The sequence below is a fragment of the Paenibacillus sp. 22594 genome (genome assembly GCF_052044425.1).
Lineage (GTDB): Bacteria > Bacillota > Bacilli > Paenibacillales > Paenibacillaceae > Paenibacillus_AQ.
Genome location: NZ_JBQENA010000001.1, coordinates 362,850 through 377,688, shown reverse-complemented (window position 1 = coordinate 377,688; position 14,839 = coordinate 362,850). Strand labels below are relative to the sequence as shown.

Here is a 14,839-nt window from a genome sequence, read left to right as displayed (position 1 = left end):
AATAAAAAACGGCTTGTGTATAATTGTAATGATAAAAGGGGGAAATAAAAGTGTAAGATTTATGCGATGTGTTTCACCTTTAAAGAGGAGCAAAGACAATGGATACTAACACCGCACACTTTATACATTTAGCAAGAACGTTTAACATTCCTTTTAGAATCCATGAGCCTATTCCTGTAACGATAGACAGCTTGTCCGCCGCCCTGTGTTGTACACCCCGTAACGTGAAATTTATTTTGCGGAGGCTTGAAGAAAATGCATTTATTCATTGGAAGCCAGGACGCGGGAGAGGCCATACTTCGGAGTTGACTTTTTTGCGGGGAATTGATGAGGCTATTGAGGATAATTTTCAGGAGTTGATGGGAAAAGGAAAGATAAAGGAAGCCATCGAATTGATCAGTGTCACTGAAGCCAATGAAACGCTAAAGGAACGGCTGCTCAGCTCGCTGAATATACAGATGGGCTTTCATAGTGAAGCGGAAACCGCCTCCAGGCAGGATGTCCTGCGTATGATGCGTGGGCGCCGTTTGGAGAAGCTGGACCCGGCTTTTGTGATTACGGCTTTTGAAGCTTATTTGCTGGGGCAAATATGCAGTACGTTAGTCACCTATGACGCCTCAACCCAGACTTTTCTTCCGGGACTGGCTCACACTTGGGAATGCAGTGAGGATCATAAGATATGGGTATTCTTTCTGCGTAAAAGCGTGCGATTCCATCATGGAAGAGTGATGACTTCGCGGGATGTTAAGGAAACCTTACAGCGTTTATTCGATCTGGACAGTCCGGCCATCTGGAACTATGAGGACATCGAGCAGGTGAGTGTAGAGGGGGATCACTGCATTCGTTTCCAGCTTCGTCGTCCAAATCTATTCTTCTTGCATTTGTTTAGTTGCATGCACATGAGCATTCTTCCCTTTGATGTGGATATCCGTACGGAACTCATCGGAACTGGACCCTACCGTATCAGCGATTTGAATGAAGATGTGCTGGTGCTCAGCGCATTTGAACAATATTACGGGATTCGTCCGCATCTGGATCGGGTGGATATTTGGTTTGTGCCGGATCACGGCCCGAATGAACGTCACTATGAGCTGCCGGGTGCGAACCGGATGAAGCTCCCTTCGGAGGGTTCCGTGACGAACAGCATTAACTACCCGGCTTTGGGCTGCAGGTACATGCTGGTGAATTTCCATAAAAAGGGTGTCCATCATCAGCTCGCTTTTCGGCAAGCGCTGCGAATCCTATACAACCAAGCGGCACTCGTAAGGGAACTGGGAGGCAACCGCATTACACCAGCAGACAGCTTCCTGCCTTGGAAGAGCAGTCAAAGGGAGTGGACGGAGCCTTCTTTGGAAGAGGCGCGCGAGCTGCTGGCCAGCAGTGGTTATCAAGGCGAGAGTATCCTCCTTGCATACACGGTTCATAAAGACCTGGAAGAAGCAGACTGGCTTAAACGGCGCGGTGCAGAAATCGGGCTGCGTATTGAGCTCCAGTCCTATATCCAATCACATGCCAAAGATGCGCTCAGCTCAGCGGAACTGATTATGGCGGAGGAAATTCTGGAGGATGACTGGCAATGGGGATTGATTAATTTTTTTAGGAATAAAGCTAATTATTTGCACGCCAATCTGGAGCCTGCCCAAAGCTCTATGCTGGACCGGGAACTGGAGAACTTTACACAATTAAACGATGAGGGACGGGCTGAGCTGCTGGATAAAGTGGAGGGAATCATCCGGGATCACTGCTGGCTTCTATATGGTTCTCATGTTAACAAAAGAGCACAGCTCAATCATAGCCTGCTTGGTTTGCATACCAGCTCATTTGGCTTCCTGGATATCTCCAAGCTGTGGATCAAGCCAGCGCACTAAAGGTTCAGATTCTCTTTTCTTGGGTGCAGGAGCAACTGGAGGTTATTTCGGCGCCCGTTTGGTTCAAAAAGGTGAGAGCCATTTTTCTGGTCCGGGCTTCCAAGCAGGCTCAGTTGGCGGCAAAGGGGCTGTCCATTCGTCGCGTACATGGAGATTATCAGACACCGGTTCAAACTCTTGCCAAGACACCAAAAGAAAAGGGAGTGCCGCAATTACGGCATTCCCTATTTTTTCGCCGATACTTTAGAATAGATAGACCCTGGGTGGACCTTGTCAAACCGCTTGCTTGCCATCGCATTTTTTACAGACGGTGAGCTTCTCCCCAGAAAGGCCTTTACCGAAATACAAAAGCTTGATTCGCGTGCTGCCGCAGATCGGACATGTTCCTCTGCTCCGGGACGGAGTACGCCATAGTGCTTTGCCGCGTTTGTTTTTAGACATGCAGATTCCACCTTCACTCTTGATACGCTATCTTATGCCCAGGCAGAGGGCAGGGTTCCACGGGGAATCTTTGGCTGCTGCGAAATAGTAGAGCTCTGTTAAGAAATGCTTGAATACAGCTTATTTGCGTGTCAGAGATTGAGGAATAAATCATATGTTAATGGATAGAATATGTTTTATATGAAATTAAGGACTTTCTGATATAAATCAGACAGTTAAAATCAAATAGTAAATAAATTCAGAAAGAGCTACTTTTATGTAGCTCTTTCCGCTACTTATCCCCCGGAAGCAGTAGAGGCAAAAGTTTGATGTTTCCATCCAATGACGCAGAACCTAAAGAATTAATGGGAGGAGGGGGAAAATGTTTGTACGCGCTGATGATAAAATCACTACAAGACAGGCATCGCTATTCTTGACGAATTCGGTACTGGGGGCGGGGATTCTCACTTTGCCCAGAGATGTGGCGGAATCCGTCAAGACTCCGGACGCATGGATGTCTGTAGTGCTCGGCGGGATTATTGTAATGCTGGTTGCTGTGATAATGGTGAAATTGAGCCAACAATTTCCCGGCAAGACCATTTATCAATACTCCAAACGGATCGTAGGGGGGTACCCAGGTGGATTTTTATCATTGTTATTAATTTCATACTTTCTATTGAGTGCCGGATTTCAGAATCGCGTATTAGGAGAAATAATGATTTTTTTCCTGCTCGAAGGAACACCCATATGGGCAATCATCATTCCATTCATCTGGATTGGGGCCTACCTCGTGTTTGGAGGAATCAATTCCATCGCCAGAGTCTATCAAATTATTTTCCCCATAAGCTTCTTTATCTTGATCTTGTGCTATGTCCTTAGTATCAGAATATTTGATATTAATCATTTGCGTCCTGTACTGAGCGAAGGTCTTTTGCCTGTAATCAGGGGATTGAAATCCACAGTACTCGTCTTTACGGGATGTGAAGTGGTGATGGTTATCACAGCCTTTATGCAGCATCCAGAGCATGCGATCAAAGCCATGTTAACGGGAATTGCCATACCTATGATCTTATACATCTTCACTGTGGTGATGGTTATCGGAGGTCTGTCTATTGATTCAGTGATCACGAGTACCTGGCCTACTATTGATTTAGTGCGCAGCCTTGAGATCACTGGATTCTTTTTTGAACGCTTCGAATTCCCTCTATTGGTGATCTGGATGATGCAGATGTTTTGCATCTTTAGCAGTTTTTTCTTTAATGCTGCATTGGGGATCTCGCAGGTGTTTAAGATTAGACTTGTCCCGGTCATCTTTGGGCTAATGCCGGTGATTTTCATTACGGCTATGATTCCCGTACGAATCAATGATGTATTTGCCGTTGGGGATATTATTGGAGGGATGGGAATCCTATTGTTTTTTTTGCTGTCTGTACTGCTTTCAGTTGTACTGATAATTAGAAAGAAGATATTGAAGCAGAATGTGTAAACGTCAATAAAAAACAAATAAAAAACATATAAAAGATAACTAAATAGCTTAAAAAAAACAGCGTATAACTTAAATTATACGCTGTTTTAGATGAGATCGATTTTCTTTATGAAATAAGGCACTTGTACGACTCGAATACATCAAGGAAAAAGGTATAAAATAATATTTAAGAATAAAATTTACAATTATATGTATTCACCGAGTACCGCAAAAAATTTAGAAATCAACTTCTCCTGCACATGCTATAATGATTCAAAAACAAGTAGGTGGACTCGTTGACATTTAGCAGTTCCAAACGAAGCTGGAGATCAGACAAACTGTCCCGGCTGGGTTCCTCCATTTTTGCAGAAGTGGCAGCATGGAAAGAGGAGGCATCAAAGTCCGGTATGGATGTGATCGATCTGGGAATCGGCAGTCCGGACCAGGCACCCGCTCTACATATACGTCAGGTTCTGAGTGAAGCTGTACTTAGGGAGAACAGCTATTCCTATCCATCATCCAGGGGAAGTGTGGCATTCAGGAAACAGGCAGCTGCTTGGATGGAAGCAAGGTTTGGCGTAACGGTAGATCCGGAGGATGAAATCGTGGCGCTCATGGGCTCACAGGATGGATTGGCACATTTGGCGCTTGCCGTCTGCAATCCGGGTGATCTGGCTATCGTACCTGATCCGGGGTATCCTATTTATTCCGGTTCGCTCGCGATAGCAGGGGTGAAAGCCTGGACACTGCCGCTGCTGGAGAAGAATGCCTTCATTCCTGATTTGGACAGCATACCGGATGAGGTATGGCAGGAGGCTGTTTTTATTCTCCTCAGCTTTCCCGGAAATCCGATATCTACAACAGTCGATCTTACATATATGGAGAAATTAATCGAATTAGCCCGTAAATGGAATGTGCTGGTTATACACGATCTGGCCTATTCGGAAATGGGTTTTGACGGGTATAAGCCGGTTAGCATTTTGCAGGTGCCGGGAGCGCACGATACTGCTGTTGAATTTCATTCCTTCTCAAAAAGCTTCAACATGGCCGGCTGCCGGATAGGCTTCATGACCGGTAACCGTGAGGCGGTTGGGGCGCTCAAGGAGCTTAAGAGTAATGTGGATTATGGTGTGTTCGACCCCATCCAGGAAGCAGCTGTAGCTGCATTGGAGATGGCGATGAAAGCCGGGGAGAATGAGGGAGTTGCACCGTTGTATGAACGGCGACGGGATATATTTATAGCGGCATTGGCTCAGCAAGGCTGGGTGGTCCAGAAGCCCAGAGCGACTATGTTTATTTGGGCACAGCTGCCTGATGCCTACAACACTGGACAAGGCCAAGGAAGATCACACAGCTTCGCACACGACCTTTTACTGGGAACAGGAGTAGCAGTCATTCCTGGAGCCGCCTTTGGGGAACAAGGGGAGGGATACGTCCGAATTGCACTGGTAGAAGAGGAAGAGCGCCTTGTGGAAGCCGCCCGGAGAATAGGGGAGTATTTGCGAATGAATGACATGGAATAGACTAGATAACATAAATAATATTATGTAAACTTAACTATCGCTCGCCGTTGGATTGGATCAATGAAGGAAATGCTGATTAAAGCGGCTGAGTTCAATGCACCGCGCAAATTTTGAGTGAATATGGACAGTAGAATATGTAATCTCATGAAAACAAGCAAGCCTGCAACGGAGAATATCCATTGCAGGCCTGTTTGCTGTTGTATATTAATCAAGTAAACGCTAAACCGGACCTATTGACGGAGCCAACTGGTAGCCAGCAGGATAGCGCCTTTTTTGGCGTTAGTTTCAGCCAGGGCATTCAGCATCACAAAGTCATGAATCATTCCCTGGAAGCGGACCGCGGTTACGGAAACACCAGCTTCCCGCAGTTTATTGGCATAGGCTTCGCCCTCATCGCGCAGGACATCGGCTTCGCCGGTAATAATCAGTGCTTCTGGAAGTCCACTTAGCTGCTCCAGGCTGGCCCGAAGTGGCGAGGCCGTGATCTGTGCACGCTCATCCTCACTTCTTGTATATTGATCCCAGAACCATTTCATCCCGGTCCGCTGCAGGAAGTAGCCTTCAGCAAAGAGATGGTAAGATTCGGTGTCAAAGGAAGCGTCCGTTACCGGATAGAACAAGAGCTGCTTGGAAATCGCAGGGCCGCCCCGCTCCTTGGCCATCAAGGTTATGGCAGCGGTCATATTTCCGCCGACACTGTCGCCAGCTACGGTTAATTTACTTGTATCTAGGCCATATTCCGATCCATGATCAGCAATCCAGGTCAGTACCGCGTATATCTCCTCAATAGCTGTAGGATATTTTGCTTCTGGAGAGAGGCTGTATTCAGGGAATACGAGGGCTGCTCCAGCACCTGTTGCCAGCTCGCGGATCAGCCGATCATGGGTATGGCTGTTGCCGAAGACCCACCCTGCACCATGAATATACAAAATGACAGGCAGAGTTTCACTTGAAGTGTTCACTGGGCGGATGATACGTACACTAACTTCACCTCCGGGTCCACCGGGCACGGTAAGATCCTGAAGATCTGCTTCCGGTTTGTAAATTTCACTGGACTGCACTGTATTCACTGTTTCGCGTCCTTTTTCAGGTCCCAAGTCAGGCAGAAATGGAGGTTCGGCATTGTCATCGGCAAATTTTCGCGCCGCGGCTTCGAGAATGACTTTATTATCTTTTGGCATGGTCAATCGTCTCCTTCTATCCCATTTTGGGCAGTCTCTTTTCATTCATAACCAAGTTTTCGTTTACTGAAACGGCAGGGACAGCTTCTATTTGGGGTTTTACAAGTGTCAATGAACTGTAAAATAAACCTTGATATAGATAATTAGCAACCTTTTATTGGATAACTCGTCTTATAACTGAGGTGAATATGTTGATAAAATATTTCAGCCGGATGGTTTGTTGGTTCTTGGGTTGATGTTTGTGGGCAATACAGCAAATCAAGCTATTGATCCTTCAATTAAAGGGGCACCAGAGAAGTCGGAGCATTATGTAGTAGACTTAGAGGCAATATCTACAAGAACAACGGAGCCAGCAGACAACCCGAATTCATTAGAAGCTCTCTCAGCGCCACCAATCCCATAATCATCAAAAGCTCTGACACCAGCAGGCCAGCCTCCTCTGCCCATAGTAAGCACACCAATAACTTCAGTGCATGTAGTACAAAGCAGTTATTGCTGGGAGATGCTGGGTTGTGCTGATTATGTGGGTGGCAGAGCCATGCTAAACGGTGAGCCCCCCACAGTTATTGATCCGGGAGATCAGATCACCATTAAGCCAAACTACGAAACACTGCCTGCTAAAGTTTATGTTTCAGAAATTAGAGAAAATAATGTATATCTTCCGGTCGATTTGTTGGATGGGGTGTTTGATGCGCCTAAAGTGAAAGGATTATACTATTATCTATATGAAGCGACCTGGCTGACTGAAGATGGAAAATATACGCTGAATCAGACTTCGGCAGTTTTCGCCGTAGAGATTATGTAAGCTTGTATAACAAACAGGCCGCATCCGTCCTTGTCACCAAGGTCGCTGCGGCCTGTTTGTTATACAGGAGGGTATCCTAATCATTCGGCTCCAGATGGGCTCTATTGCGATCCGCTCTGGTATAGACAATCAGGAAGAAGAGGGCAGTAATCAACAGCGGATAACCAATCGCTAAGCCGGTAAAAGGAAACACACCCGCTGTTGCGGCGAATGATATCCAACTAATCACAACACCCGTCCGGTTACCTTTCAGGAGACGGATTCCCGCTGCGCAGCCCCCGATATATGTCAAAATGAAAGTAGCATTTGGAAATTGGATCAGCGTCGTAATCGAAAGCAGGCCACTGCCGTACAGAAACAGCACTATGGCAAAGCACAATAGCAGGAAGCCTATGGCCCCGGTGGGGGTCTGATATCGCTTCGACATACGACCCATCCATTTAGGGGCATAGCCCTGCCTGGAAAGTGAAAAGGCTACTCGCGAAGCGGCGCCGGTATAAGCGATAATAGTCGCGGTACAGATGAAAAGCCCGGTCAAGCCGGCGATGAATCCGCCCCAGGAGCCAAGCGGCTGGCTGATGATCCAGACCAGGGAGGAATCGGCTCCGCCCTTCAGATAGCTCTGGGTACCTACAGTAGCAAGTGCGGACAGGAAATACAATACTCCCACAATAATGGCGGCGATGGTGACTCCCTTGACCGCAGCCCGTTGCGGGTCCTTGAACTCTTCAGACAAATGAGACACGGCTTCCCAGCCGATGAAGCACCAGAACAATATGGCTGCCGCCTGGCCGACACTCATCCAGCCGTGTGGAGCAAACGGTGTGAAATGGACACGTTCCATCCGGGGAAGTGCAGCGGCAAATGAAAAAACCAATACAGCGACGATGGCAATCACCACAGCGATCTGTACTTTCCCGGCTACCTGCATTCCAATCCAGTTCGTAACCAGTCCAATCCCCAGCATGGCTGCAGCCAGAGCAATTCTGGCATTGTCACCCCAGCCCATAGCTGCCGTCATATAACCAGCTCCGGTTAATGCGGCGACGGGGCCTCCGATCGGGACCGACATCAGGAAGAACCATCCAACCAGTGCGCCCGCCTTTGGGCCAAATGCCAGTGTGACAAAATGTGAGACTCCCCCCGCATTCGGAAATTTGGCGGATAGGAGACCCATGGACAGAGCTAAGGGAAGGATCAGCAGCGTCATAAATCCCCAAGCAAGAAGAGAGGCAGGCCCAGCCATTTCAGCCGCAAGTCCGGGGACAATCAGAACCCCTGAACCCAGCACAGCCCCAATATATAGGGCAATGGCCTGCGGCATTCCAATATTGCGTTGTAAAGTTTCTTTCATATGAATATGGCCTGCTTTCCTTGTATTTATATATAGAGTATCAGATAATAGATCCATTGGAAAAACGGAATTAACAGATAACATCCATCTGTAAAACCGATAGATAATCATTAAACATGAAGGAGGAGTCTCCCTGGAATCACGCCATCTGTTTACATTTCTGGTCGTAGTCGAAACCGGCAGCTTTACACGTGCCGCCCAGAAACTGGATTATGCACAGTCCAGCATTACTGCCCAGATCCAGGCGCTTGAAGCAGAGCTGGGCCAGCCGCTGTTTGACCGTATCAGTAAAAAGATTATCCTCACGGATGCTGGCCGCCGTCTGCTCCCGTATGCCCAGGAGATCTCCCGGATGCACACTATGGCTGAGGTTGCGCTGCGTTCGGAGACCGAACTGACCGGAGCGCTGCGGATTGGCGCACCTGAGTCTCTGGCTGCTTTTCGGCTGCCTGGCATCATTAAGGAATTCCGCGGAAAGTATCCTCAGGTGCAGATCACACTGAAGCCTGGCGCCTGCTGGGAACTAACCGAGTTTGTCCGCTCCGGTGAGCTGGATCTGGTGTTTTTGCTGCAGCCCGAGACGGAGTATAAGGATCTTCATACCGAGACGCTTATTCATGAGGCTATGACACTGATTGCTCCGCTTGGTCATCCGCTTGTGAATCTCGATGAGGTTCTGCCGCGTCATCTGAAGGATGAAACTATTCTGCACACCGAAACCGGATGCACCTATCGTACCTTGTTCGAGCGGCATTTGAACAGTCACGGTGTGTTCCCCGATCCGAAGCTGGAATTCTGGAGTATAGAAGCGATTAAGCAATGCGTGATGGCTGGACTGGGCATTTCTTTTTTACCCCTGATTACGGTCCGGAGTGAGCTGGCTGAAGGCAAGCTGGCCCGTCTTCATTGGAATGACGAGTCGCAGCGGGTAGCTACCCAAACCGCGTACCATAATAAAAAGTGGAAATCACCGGCTCTGGCAGAATTCCTGTCTATTGTAGAGAATCATGCGGCTGCCTGGAGAACCGGGGAAACAGACCATGATAAATTTCATCTATTAACTTCTTGATTTCCTAAAGATAATCTATGGCAGAATATATTGGTACGAACACGGGAGGGAAATTGGACATGAACCACCCAGAGCCTGACTATGAAGAAGAGTTGGATGCTTTTTTAATCTGGATGAAGGATGCCGGCTTTACCCCATATACACAGAAGTCCTATCTTGCCGATGTGCGGGAGTTTCTGGTGAGTCTGAACGGCAAAAGTCTGGAGACCGTCAAGAAGCTGCATATTGTGTCCTACTTAACCTCAGTCCGCGAGCGGGGAGTCAGCGATTCAACCCGTAACCATAAGCATGCGTCTGTTAACTGCTTGTTTAAGGCGCTGATGGAGCTTGAATTGCTGGCTGCAAATCCTGCGGCGGGCATCAAGAAATCCAAGACGGAGAAAAACCGTGAGCCGGTCTATCTGGAGGAGCATGAATTACAGCGGTTTTTGTCTGCTGTCGAAGGGAAGTACAGGAGCCGAAACCTGGCGGTTTTTCTGCTTATGTCCTACATGGGACTGCGGGTAGGGGAGGTTCACACTCTGAATCTGAGCGACTATAATGCCGAACGCCTTACACTTAGAGTATTCGGAAAAGGCCGCAAATGGCGGAATATTCCGGTGCCTGTGGAGTTGGCCCCTTTTTTGGAACAGGCCCTGACAGACCGGCTTGAGCCTTGGCGAAGTAAGGAGGATGCCATGTTCATCTCTCAAAAAGGGCGCAGATTATCCATCCGGGGGATCCAGGGGATTGCTGCCGACACCTTTGGCCGCTTCCAAAGTGAAGTACCTGCTGCCCTCCGCAGACCCTACTCCAGCCACAAGCTGCGCCATTCCTTCGCAACCATGCTGCTGCGCAAAGGGGCAGATTTGCGGACCGTTCAGGAGCTTCTGGGACACTCGTCTATCCAGACCACTACCGTATATACACATATCACGAGCAGGGAGAAGGAAGAAGCGATGTCCAGACTGCAGATCAGTATGCCGCAATAATATTAGCATCATATATATGCAAGGATCTATTTCATTGGCAGACATGACGATTCATGTTATATTTACTGGTATCAGATACTCCGTCCTTTCAGTAGTGGGGGTTATTCTCCATGACCGGAAGGACGGTTTCTTTTGTATTCCGGTCCCGAAGTTTGGTCTGCAGGACAGCAAGCAAGGATATGCCAAAAAGACTATCTCCTCCCTAATGGAAGGGGGAAATAGTCCGGAATGCCCAGAGTACAGTCTATAGTTCCAGTTTCGAGATTTCACTTTTCAGCTTTTCACCGGATTTCTGGAATAGGGCTTTCTCCTCTTCACTGAGCGGCAGATCCAGTACTTCACGTACGCCGGAACGGTCAACTACACATGGGGCTCCCAGGAAAACATCGGAGACTCCATTATAATTGTTAAGCAGCGTGGAGACGTTAAGCACGGCACTTTCGTTGTTAAGAATGGCAACTACGATCCGATCCAGTGCCAGAGCAATCGCATAGGAGGTTGAACCTTTGGCATCAATGATCTCATAAGCGGCATTTTTAGTGTCCTCAAAAATATCCTGGCGTTCGGCTTCGTCAAACCCGAGATCAATCCCGGCGACGTTGGCCAGACTCCATACTGGCAGCTCGGAGTCACCATGCTCACCAATAATTTGTCCGTGAATGCTGCGCGGGTCAATTTCTTTGTGAAGGCCAATCAGATACCGGAATCTTGCACTGTCGAGCACTGTTCCGGAGCCGATAACACGTCTGCGGTCGAAACCACTGATCTTGAGGGTGGCATAAGCCAGAATATCCACTGGATTCGTTGCGATCAGCAGAATGGCATGCTGGTTGTATTTCGTGATTTTTTGGATAATATCTTTAAAAATCGAGATGTTTTTACGTAGCAGATCAATCCGGGTTTCACCCGGCTTTTGGGAGGCGCCAGCGGTCACAATAATGATATCTGCTTCACGGCAATCTTCATAGGTTCCTGCCCAGAGCTTCACGCCACCGACAAATGGCATGCCATGGTTCATATCAAGCGCTTCACCAAGGGCTTTCTGATGATTCACGTCAATAAGAACCAGCTCCTGCATGCGTTTGCGCAGCAGCAAAGTGTAGGCCGTAGTGGTGCCAACTGCACCAGTGCCGATCACTACGACACGATTTGGTTTGAATGGGGGGGCCATTGCTACATCTCCTCCTGAGTTTTTGAAATTTTTGTGTCCAATCTTATCCATCATAAGCGCTAAGGTTAGTGTTTTCAAGCGGTCCGCTTTTAATCCATTACCCGAAAATGGGCAGACTAACAAGGATTTTGGAATAACGGAGACAGTAATGCTTAGTATTTCCACGATTCTTGTATTTATCGGGGCTATCTGGTCATTAGCTTGGCCGCTTCTTTATAGCATGATCTATTTATATAGCAGACAGGGGAGAATGAACGAATGGATTTATTCCGCAAGAAGCCTTTGAGCGCTCCGGCAAGCGTCGGAGGAGACAAGCTCAGCAAGACACTAGGTGCTCTGGATCTAACCATGCTTGGTGTGGGGGCGATTATTGGTACCGGTATATTTGTAATGACGGGAGTGGCGGCGGCAGAGCATGCGGGACCCGCTTTAGTGCTCTCTTTTGTGCTGGCAGGCATTGCCTGTGTGCTGTCGGCTCTGTGTTATTCAGAATTCGCATCCACGATTCCGGTATCCGGCAGCGCCTATGCCTATAGCTATGTGGCTTTCGGGGAACTATTAGCCTGGATTCTGGGCTGGGATTTGGTGCTTGAGTACGGCGTTGCAGCAGCAGCGGTAGGCAGCGGGTGGTCTGGATATTTCCAGGGTCTCCTTGACGGATTTGGCCTGCATTTGCCCACTGCACTCTCCGGGGCTTATAATGCGGACAAAGGAACTTTTATCAACCTGCCTGCAATTATCATTATTTTGTTGATTTCCTTCCTACTGACCAGGGGAATCAAGGAAACAGCCCGCTTTAATGCCATAATGGTAATAATCAAGCTGACGGTGGTCATTTTGTTTATTGTTACCGGTGTTTTTTATGTAAAACCGGAGAATTGGACGCCCTTTATGCCCTTTGGATTCCATGGTGTAGTCAATGGCGCAGCTACTGTATTTTTTGCCTATATCGGTTTTGATGCCTTATCTACTGCAGCAGAAGAAGTGAAACGGCCGCAGCGTGATCTGCCGATTGGGATCATTTCCTCCCTGGCGATCTGTACGGTGCTCTATATCGTTGTATCGCTGGTGCTCACCGGGATTGTCCCTTACCAGAGCCTGAATGTTAGTGATCCGGTTTCCTTTGCGCTCCGTTTTGTGGACCAGAATATGATCGCCGGGCTTATCTCCGTGGGGGCTATTGCCGGAATGACTACAGTTCTGCTCGTGCTGCTGTTCGGCCAGACCCGTCTGATGTTTGCGATTTCACGGGACGGACTTCTGCCGCAGACCTTATCCAAGGTCAGTTCGAAGACACATACTCCGGTACGCAGCACCTGGATGGTAGGCGGCATAATTGCTGTGGTCACTGGTTTTGTCCCGCTGGATCGTCTGGCTAACCTGACCAGTATCGGTACACTTTTCGCCTTTCTTGTCGTTTCGCTGGGTGTAATCACACTCCGGTATACTCATCCGAACTTGAAAAGAGGATTTAAAGTTCCCTGGGTGCCTGTTATACCTTTGCTTAGTGCGGCGGCTTGTGGATATTTGATGTATAATTTAGGCAGAGACACATGGATCGGCTTCGTAATTTGGCTGGTCATTGGTTTAATCATCTATGCGGTATACGGTTACAAGAGAAGTAATCTGAATCAGAACAAATAATTACTGAAGGAAGTGGAGAGGGCTTTGTCATTCAAGATTACAGGTTTCAAGGCTCTAGGAGCTGTTTTTACGGTACTCCTGACCTTGCTTATACTCTCTGCTTGCTCTTCTCCTACTCCGGAACCTTCCCAGCCCCCACAGCCGACGGAAGCGCCGGAAGAAGGGCAGACGATTACGCTAATTACCCCGGATGCCCATAATATCGACAATGAAAAAAGTAAACCGAAATATCAGATTCAGACCCGTCTGACGGATTTCAGGCTGTTGAATGATGCTGTAGGGCTAGCCTGGGGCGTAACCAAAAATGAGCTGCGGATATACATGACAATGGATAACGGCAAGACATGGAGCAATATCTCGCCGTCTTCGAATGTCCAGTTTTTGTCCAATCCTGTCTATGGCAAAGACATATTCTTCACGGACCCAAGTAATGGATGGATCATCCGCAGCGCGTCGGGTCATACGGAAACGGTTGTACTAAGAACGACGGATGGGGGAAGCAGCTGGAAAATTTCATCTTTTCCTGATGCCAATGCGATTTCTTCGATCTATTTCAATTCCCCTGCGCACGGTTGGCTGATGACCTCCTGGGATGCAAAAGCCACCAAAGAGAGCAAAGCGCTGTATGCTACTAACGATGGCGGAGCGATCTGGAGCCTCGTCATGCAAAACGAGCAATATAACCCTAACTTGCCAAATAATACGATCCCGATATCAGGTGTGATTACGGGGATGGTATTCAAGGACTTTGGACATGGTTTTGTAACCTTGCAGACCGGTGCACTTCCCAAAATCTTTATGACCAAAGACGGTGGAGTAACCTGGAATCAGGGTCCGGAATTTCTCGTGAATGAACAGTTCCGAGGCTGTGACCGGGTGATCACAGGGGAGCCTGATTTTTTTGACAAGGCCAGTCTGAATGGATGGATGTCTGGAGGTTGCCAAAAGGACAAGGAAGGCAGTATTACCTACAATGGTTATTTCACAGCCAATGGGGGCGAAAACTGGAAATTTGTGACCTTTGGACTGGGAGCGCAGTCGGGGATCAACCGCCATATTGCGCCTGCCTTTTTGAACGCACAGCTTGGCTGGACCCTGAAGAAGGATGTACTGTATAAGACAACGAATCAGGGCAAGACCTGGACGGCCCTTCCTGCCAGTGGTGTGCTGCAATCGAAGCTAGCGGAGTATCCGGAGATTGTGAAGCTGCAGTTCGTTTCCACCGAGGTGGGCTGGCTGTTGATTGAGAAAAAGGAAGACCGCAAATCCATCCTGCTGCAAACCACTAATGGAGGGTTAAGCTGGCGGGTAATGTAAATCCAGATCGTGAATATGAGGAGAGCCCAACAATCAAATTTTGGATTGTTG

12 protein-coding genes are annotated in these 14,839 nt (G+C 48.1%); 8 read left to right on the top strand and 4 right to left on the bottom strand.

From position 1 onward, the window contains the following. Positions 1-98 precede the first annotated feature (98 nt). Positions 99-1,868 carry an ABC transporter substrate-binding protein gene (locus ACTJKB_RS01565; protein WP_440831506.1) on the top strand — a complete coding sequence of 590 codons (1,770 nt, stop codon included), beginning with the start codon at positions 99-101 and terminating at the stop codon, positions 1,866-1,868. A gap of 273 nt (positions 1,869-2,141) precedes the next feature. Here the strand turns inward: ACTJKB_RS01565 and ACTJKB_RS01560 are convergent, their stop codons facing one another. Beyond that, complete coding sequence (locus ACTJKB_RS01560; RefSeq protein ID WP_440831505.1) at positions 2,142-2,309, bottom strand: hypothetical protein; 168 nt, start codon at positions 2,307-2,309, stop codon at positions 2,142-2,144. Positions 2,310-2,670: 361 nt separating this feature from the next. On the opposite strand from ACTJKB_RS01560, the gene ACTJKB_RS01555 reads away from it, so the two are divergent. Together ACTJKB_RS01555 and ACTJKB_RS01550 are read left to right on the top strand one after the other, a co-directional pair. Further along, positions 2,671-3,774, top strand: a complete 1,104-nt coding sequence (locus ACTJKB_RS01555) for a GerAB/ArcD/ProY family transporter (protein WP_440831504.1) — start codon at positions 2,671-2,673, stop codon at positions 3,772-3,774. 266 nt (positions 3,775-4,040) lie between these two features. Next, positions 4,041-5,276: an aminotransferase class I/II-fold pyridoxal phosphate-dependent enzyme gene (locus tag ACTJKB_RS01550; RefSeq protein ID WP_440831503.1), complete on the top strand. Its 1,236-nt coding sequence runs from the start codon at positions 4,041-4,043 to the stop codon at positions 5,274-5,276. A gap of 230 nt (positions 5,277-5,506) precedes the next feature. Here the strand turns inward: ACTJKB_RS01550 and ACTJKB_RS01545 are convergent, their stop codons facing one another. After that, positions 5,507-6,457, bottom strand: coding sequence for an alpha/beta hydrolase (locus tag ACTJKB_RS01545; protein ID WP_440831502.1), 951 nt, complete (start codon positions 6,455-6,457; stop codon positions 5,507-5,509). A 538-nt stretch (positions 6,458-6,995) separates the two neighbouring features. On the opposite strand from ACTJKB_RS01545, the gene ACTJKB_RS01540 reads away from it, so the two are divergent. Beyond that, entirely contained in the window at positions 6,996-7,262 is a 267-nt protein-coding gene (locus ACTJKB_RS01540) for a hypothetical protein (protein ID WP_440831501.1), read from the top strand. A gap of 76 nt (positions 7,263-7,338) precedes the next feature. On the opposite strand, the gene ACTJKB_RS01535 is transcribed toward ACTJKB_RS01540, so the two are convergent. Further along, positions 7,339-8,616: an APC family permease gene (locus ACTJKB_RS01535; protein ID WP_440831500.1), complete on the bottom strand. Its 1,278-nt coding sequence runs from the start codon at positions 8,614-8,616 to the stop codon at positions 7,339-7,341. Positions 8,617-8,749: 133 nt separating this feature from the next. Here ACTJKB_RS01535 and ACTJKB_RS01530 point away from each other — a divergent pair, with 133 nt between their 5' ends. Continuing rightward, positions 8,750-9,685, top strand: a complete 936-nt coding sequence (locus ACTJKB_RS01530; RefSeq protein WP_440832682.1) for a LysR family transcriptional regulator — start codon at positions 8,750-8,752, stop codon at positions 9,683-9,685. Positions 9,686-9,744: 59 nt separating this feature from the next. Next, on the top strand, positions 9,745-10,656 hold the full coding sequence (locus ACTJKB_RS01525; protein ID WP_440831499.1) for a tyrosine-type recombinase/integrase: 912 nt from the start codon (positions 9,745-9,747) through the stop codon (positions 10,654-10,656). 244 nt (positions 10,657-10,900) lie between these two features. On the opposite strand, the gene ACTJKB_RS01520 is transcribed toward ACTJKB_RS01525, so the two are convergent. Continuing rightward, a complete protein-coding gene (locus ACTJKB_RS01520; protein WP_440831498.1) occupies positions 10,901-11,827 on the bottom strand; it encodes an L-lactate dehydrogenase in 927 nt (308 codons plus the stop codon). Positions 11,828-12,085: 258 nt separating this feature from the next. On the opposite strand from ACTJKB_RS01520, the gene ACTJKB_RS01515 reads away from it, so the two are divergent. Both ACTJKB_RS01515 and ACTJKB_RS01510 read left to right on the top strand, forming a co-directional pair. Next, positions 12,086-13,471 carry an amino acid permease gene (locus ACTJKB_RS01515; protein ID WP_440831497.1) on the top strand — a complete coding sequence of 462 codons (1,386 nt, stop codon included), beginning with the start codon at positions 12,086-12,088 and terminating at the stop codon, positions 13,469-13,471. Positions 13,472-13,495: 24 nt separating this feature from the next. Then, the gene (locus ACTJKB_RS01510) at positions 13,496-14,788 is read left to right on the top strand and encodes a WD40/YVTN/BNR-like repeat-containing protein (RefSeq protein ID WP_440831496.1); all 1,293 of its coding nucleotides are present in this window, start codon (positions 13,496-13,498) and stop codon (positions 14,786-14,788) included. Positions 14,789-14,839 lie beyond the last annotated feature (51 nt).

Bases quoted from the DNA above. Each gene is read 5' to 3' on its own strand.
- ACTJKB_RS01565 (WP_440831506.1), top strand. From the start codon at position 99: ATGGATACTAACACCGCACACTTTATACATTTAGCAAGAACGTTTAAC.
- ACTJKB_RS01560 (WP_440831505.1), bottom strand. From the start codon at position 2,309: ATGTCTAAAAACAAACGCGGCAAAGCACTATGGCGTACTCCGTCCCGG.
- ACTJKB_RS01555 (WP_440831504.1), top strand. From the start codon at position 2,671: ATGTTTGTACGCGCTGATGATAAAATCACTACAAGACAGGCATCGCTA.
- ACTJKB_RS01545 (WP_440831502.1), bottom strand. From the start codon at position 6,457: ATGCCAAAAGATAATAAAGTCATTCTCGAAGCCGCGGCGCGAAAATTT.
- ACTJKB_RS01540 (WP_440831501.1), top strand. From the start codon at position 6,996: ATGCTAAACGGTGAGCCCCCCACAGTTATTGATCCGGGAGATCAGATC.
- ACTJKB_RS01535 (WP_440831500.1), bottom strand. From the start codon at position 8,616: ATGAAAGAAACTTTACAACGCAATATTGGAATGCCGCAGGCCATTGCC.
- ACTJKB_RS01525 (WP_440831499.1), top strand. From the start codon at position 9,745: ATGAACCACCCAGAGCCTGACTATGAAGAAGAGTTGGATGCTTTTTTA.
- ACTJKB_RS01520 (WP_440831498.1), bottom strand. From the start codon at position 11,827: ATGGCCCCCCCATTCAAACCAAATCGTGTCGTAGTGATCGGCACTGGT.
- ACTJKB_RS01515 (WP_440831497.1), top strand. From the start codon at position 12,086: ATGGATTTATTCCGCAAGAAGCCTTTGAGCGCTCCGGCAAGCGTCGGA.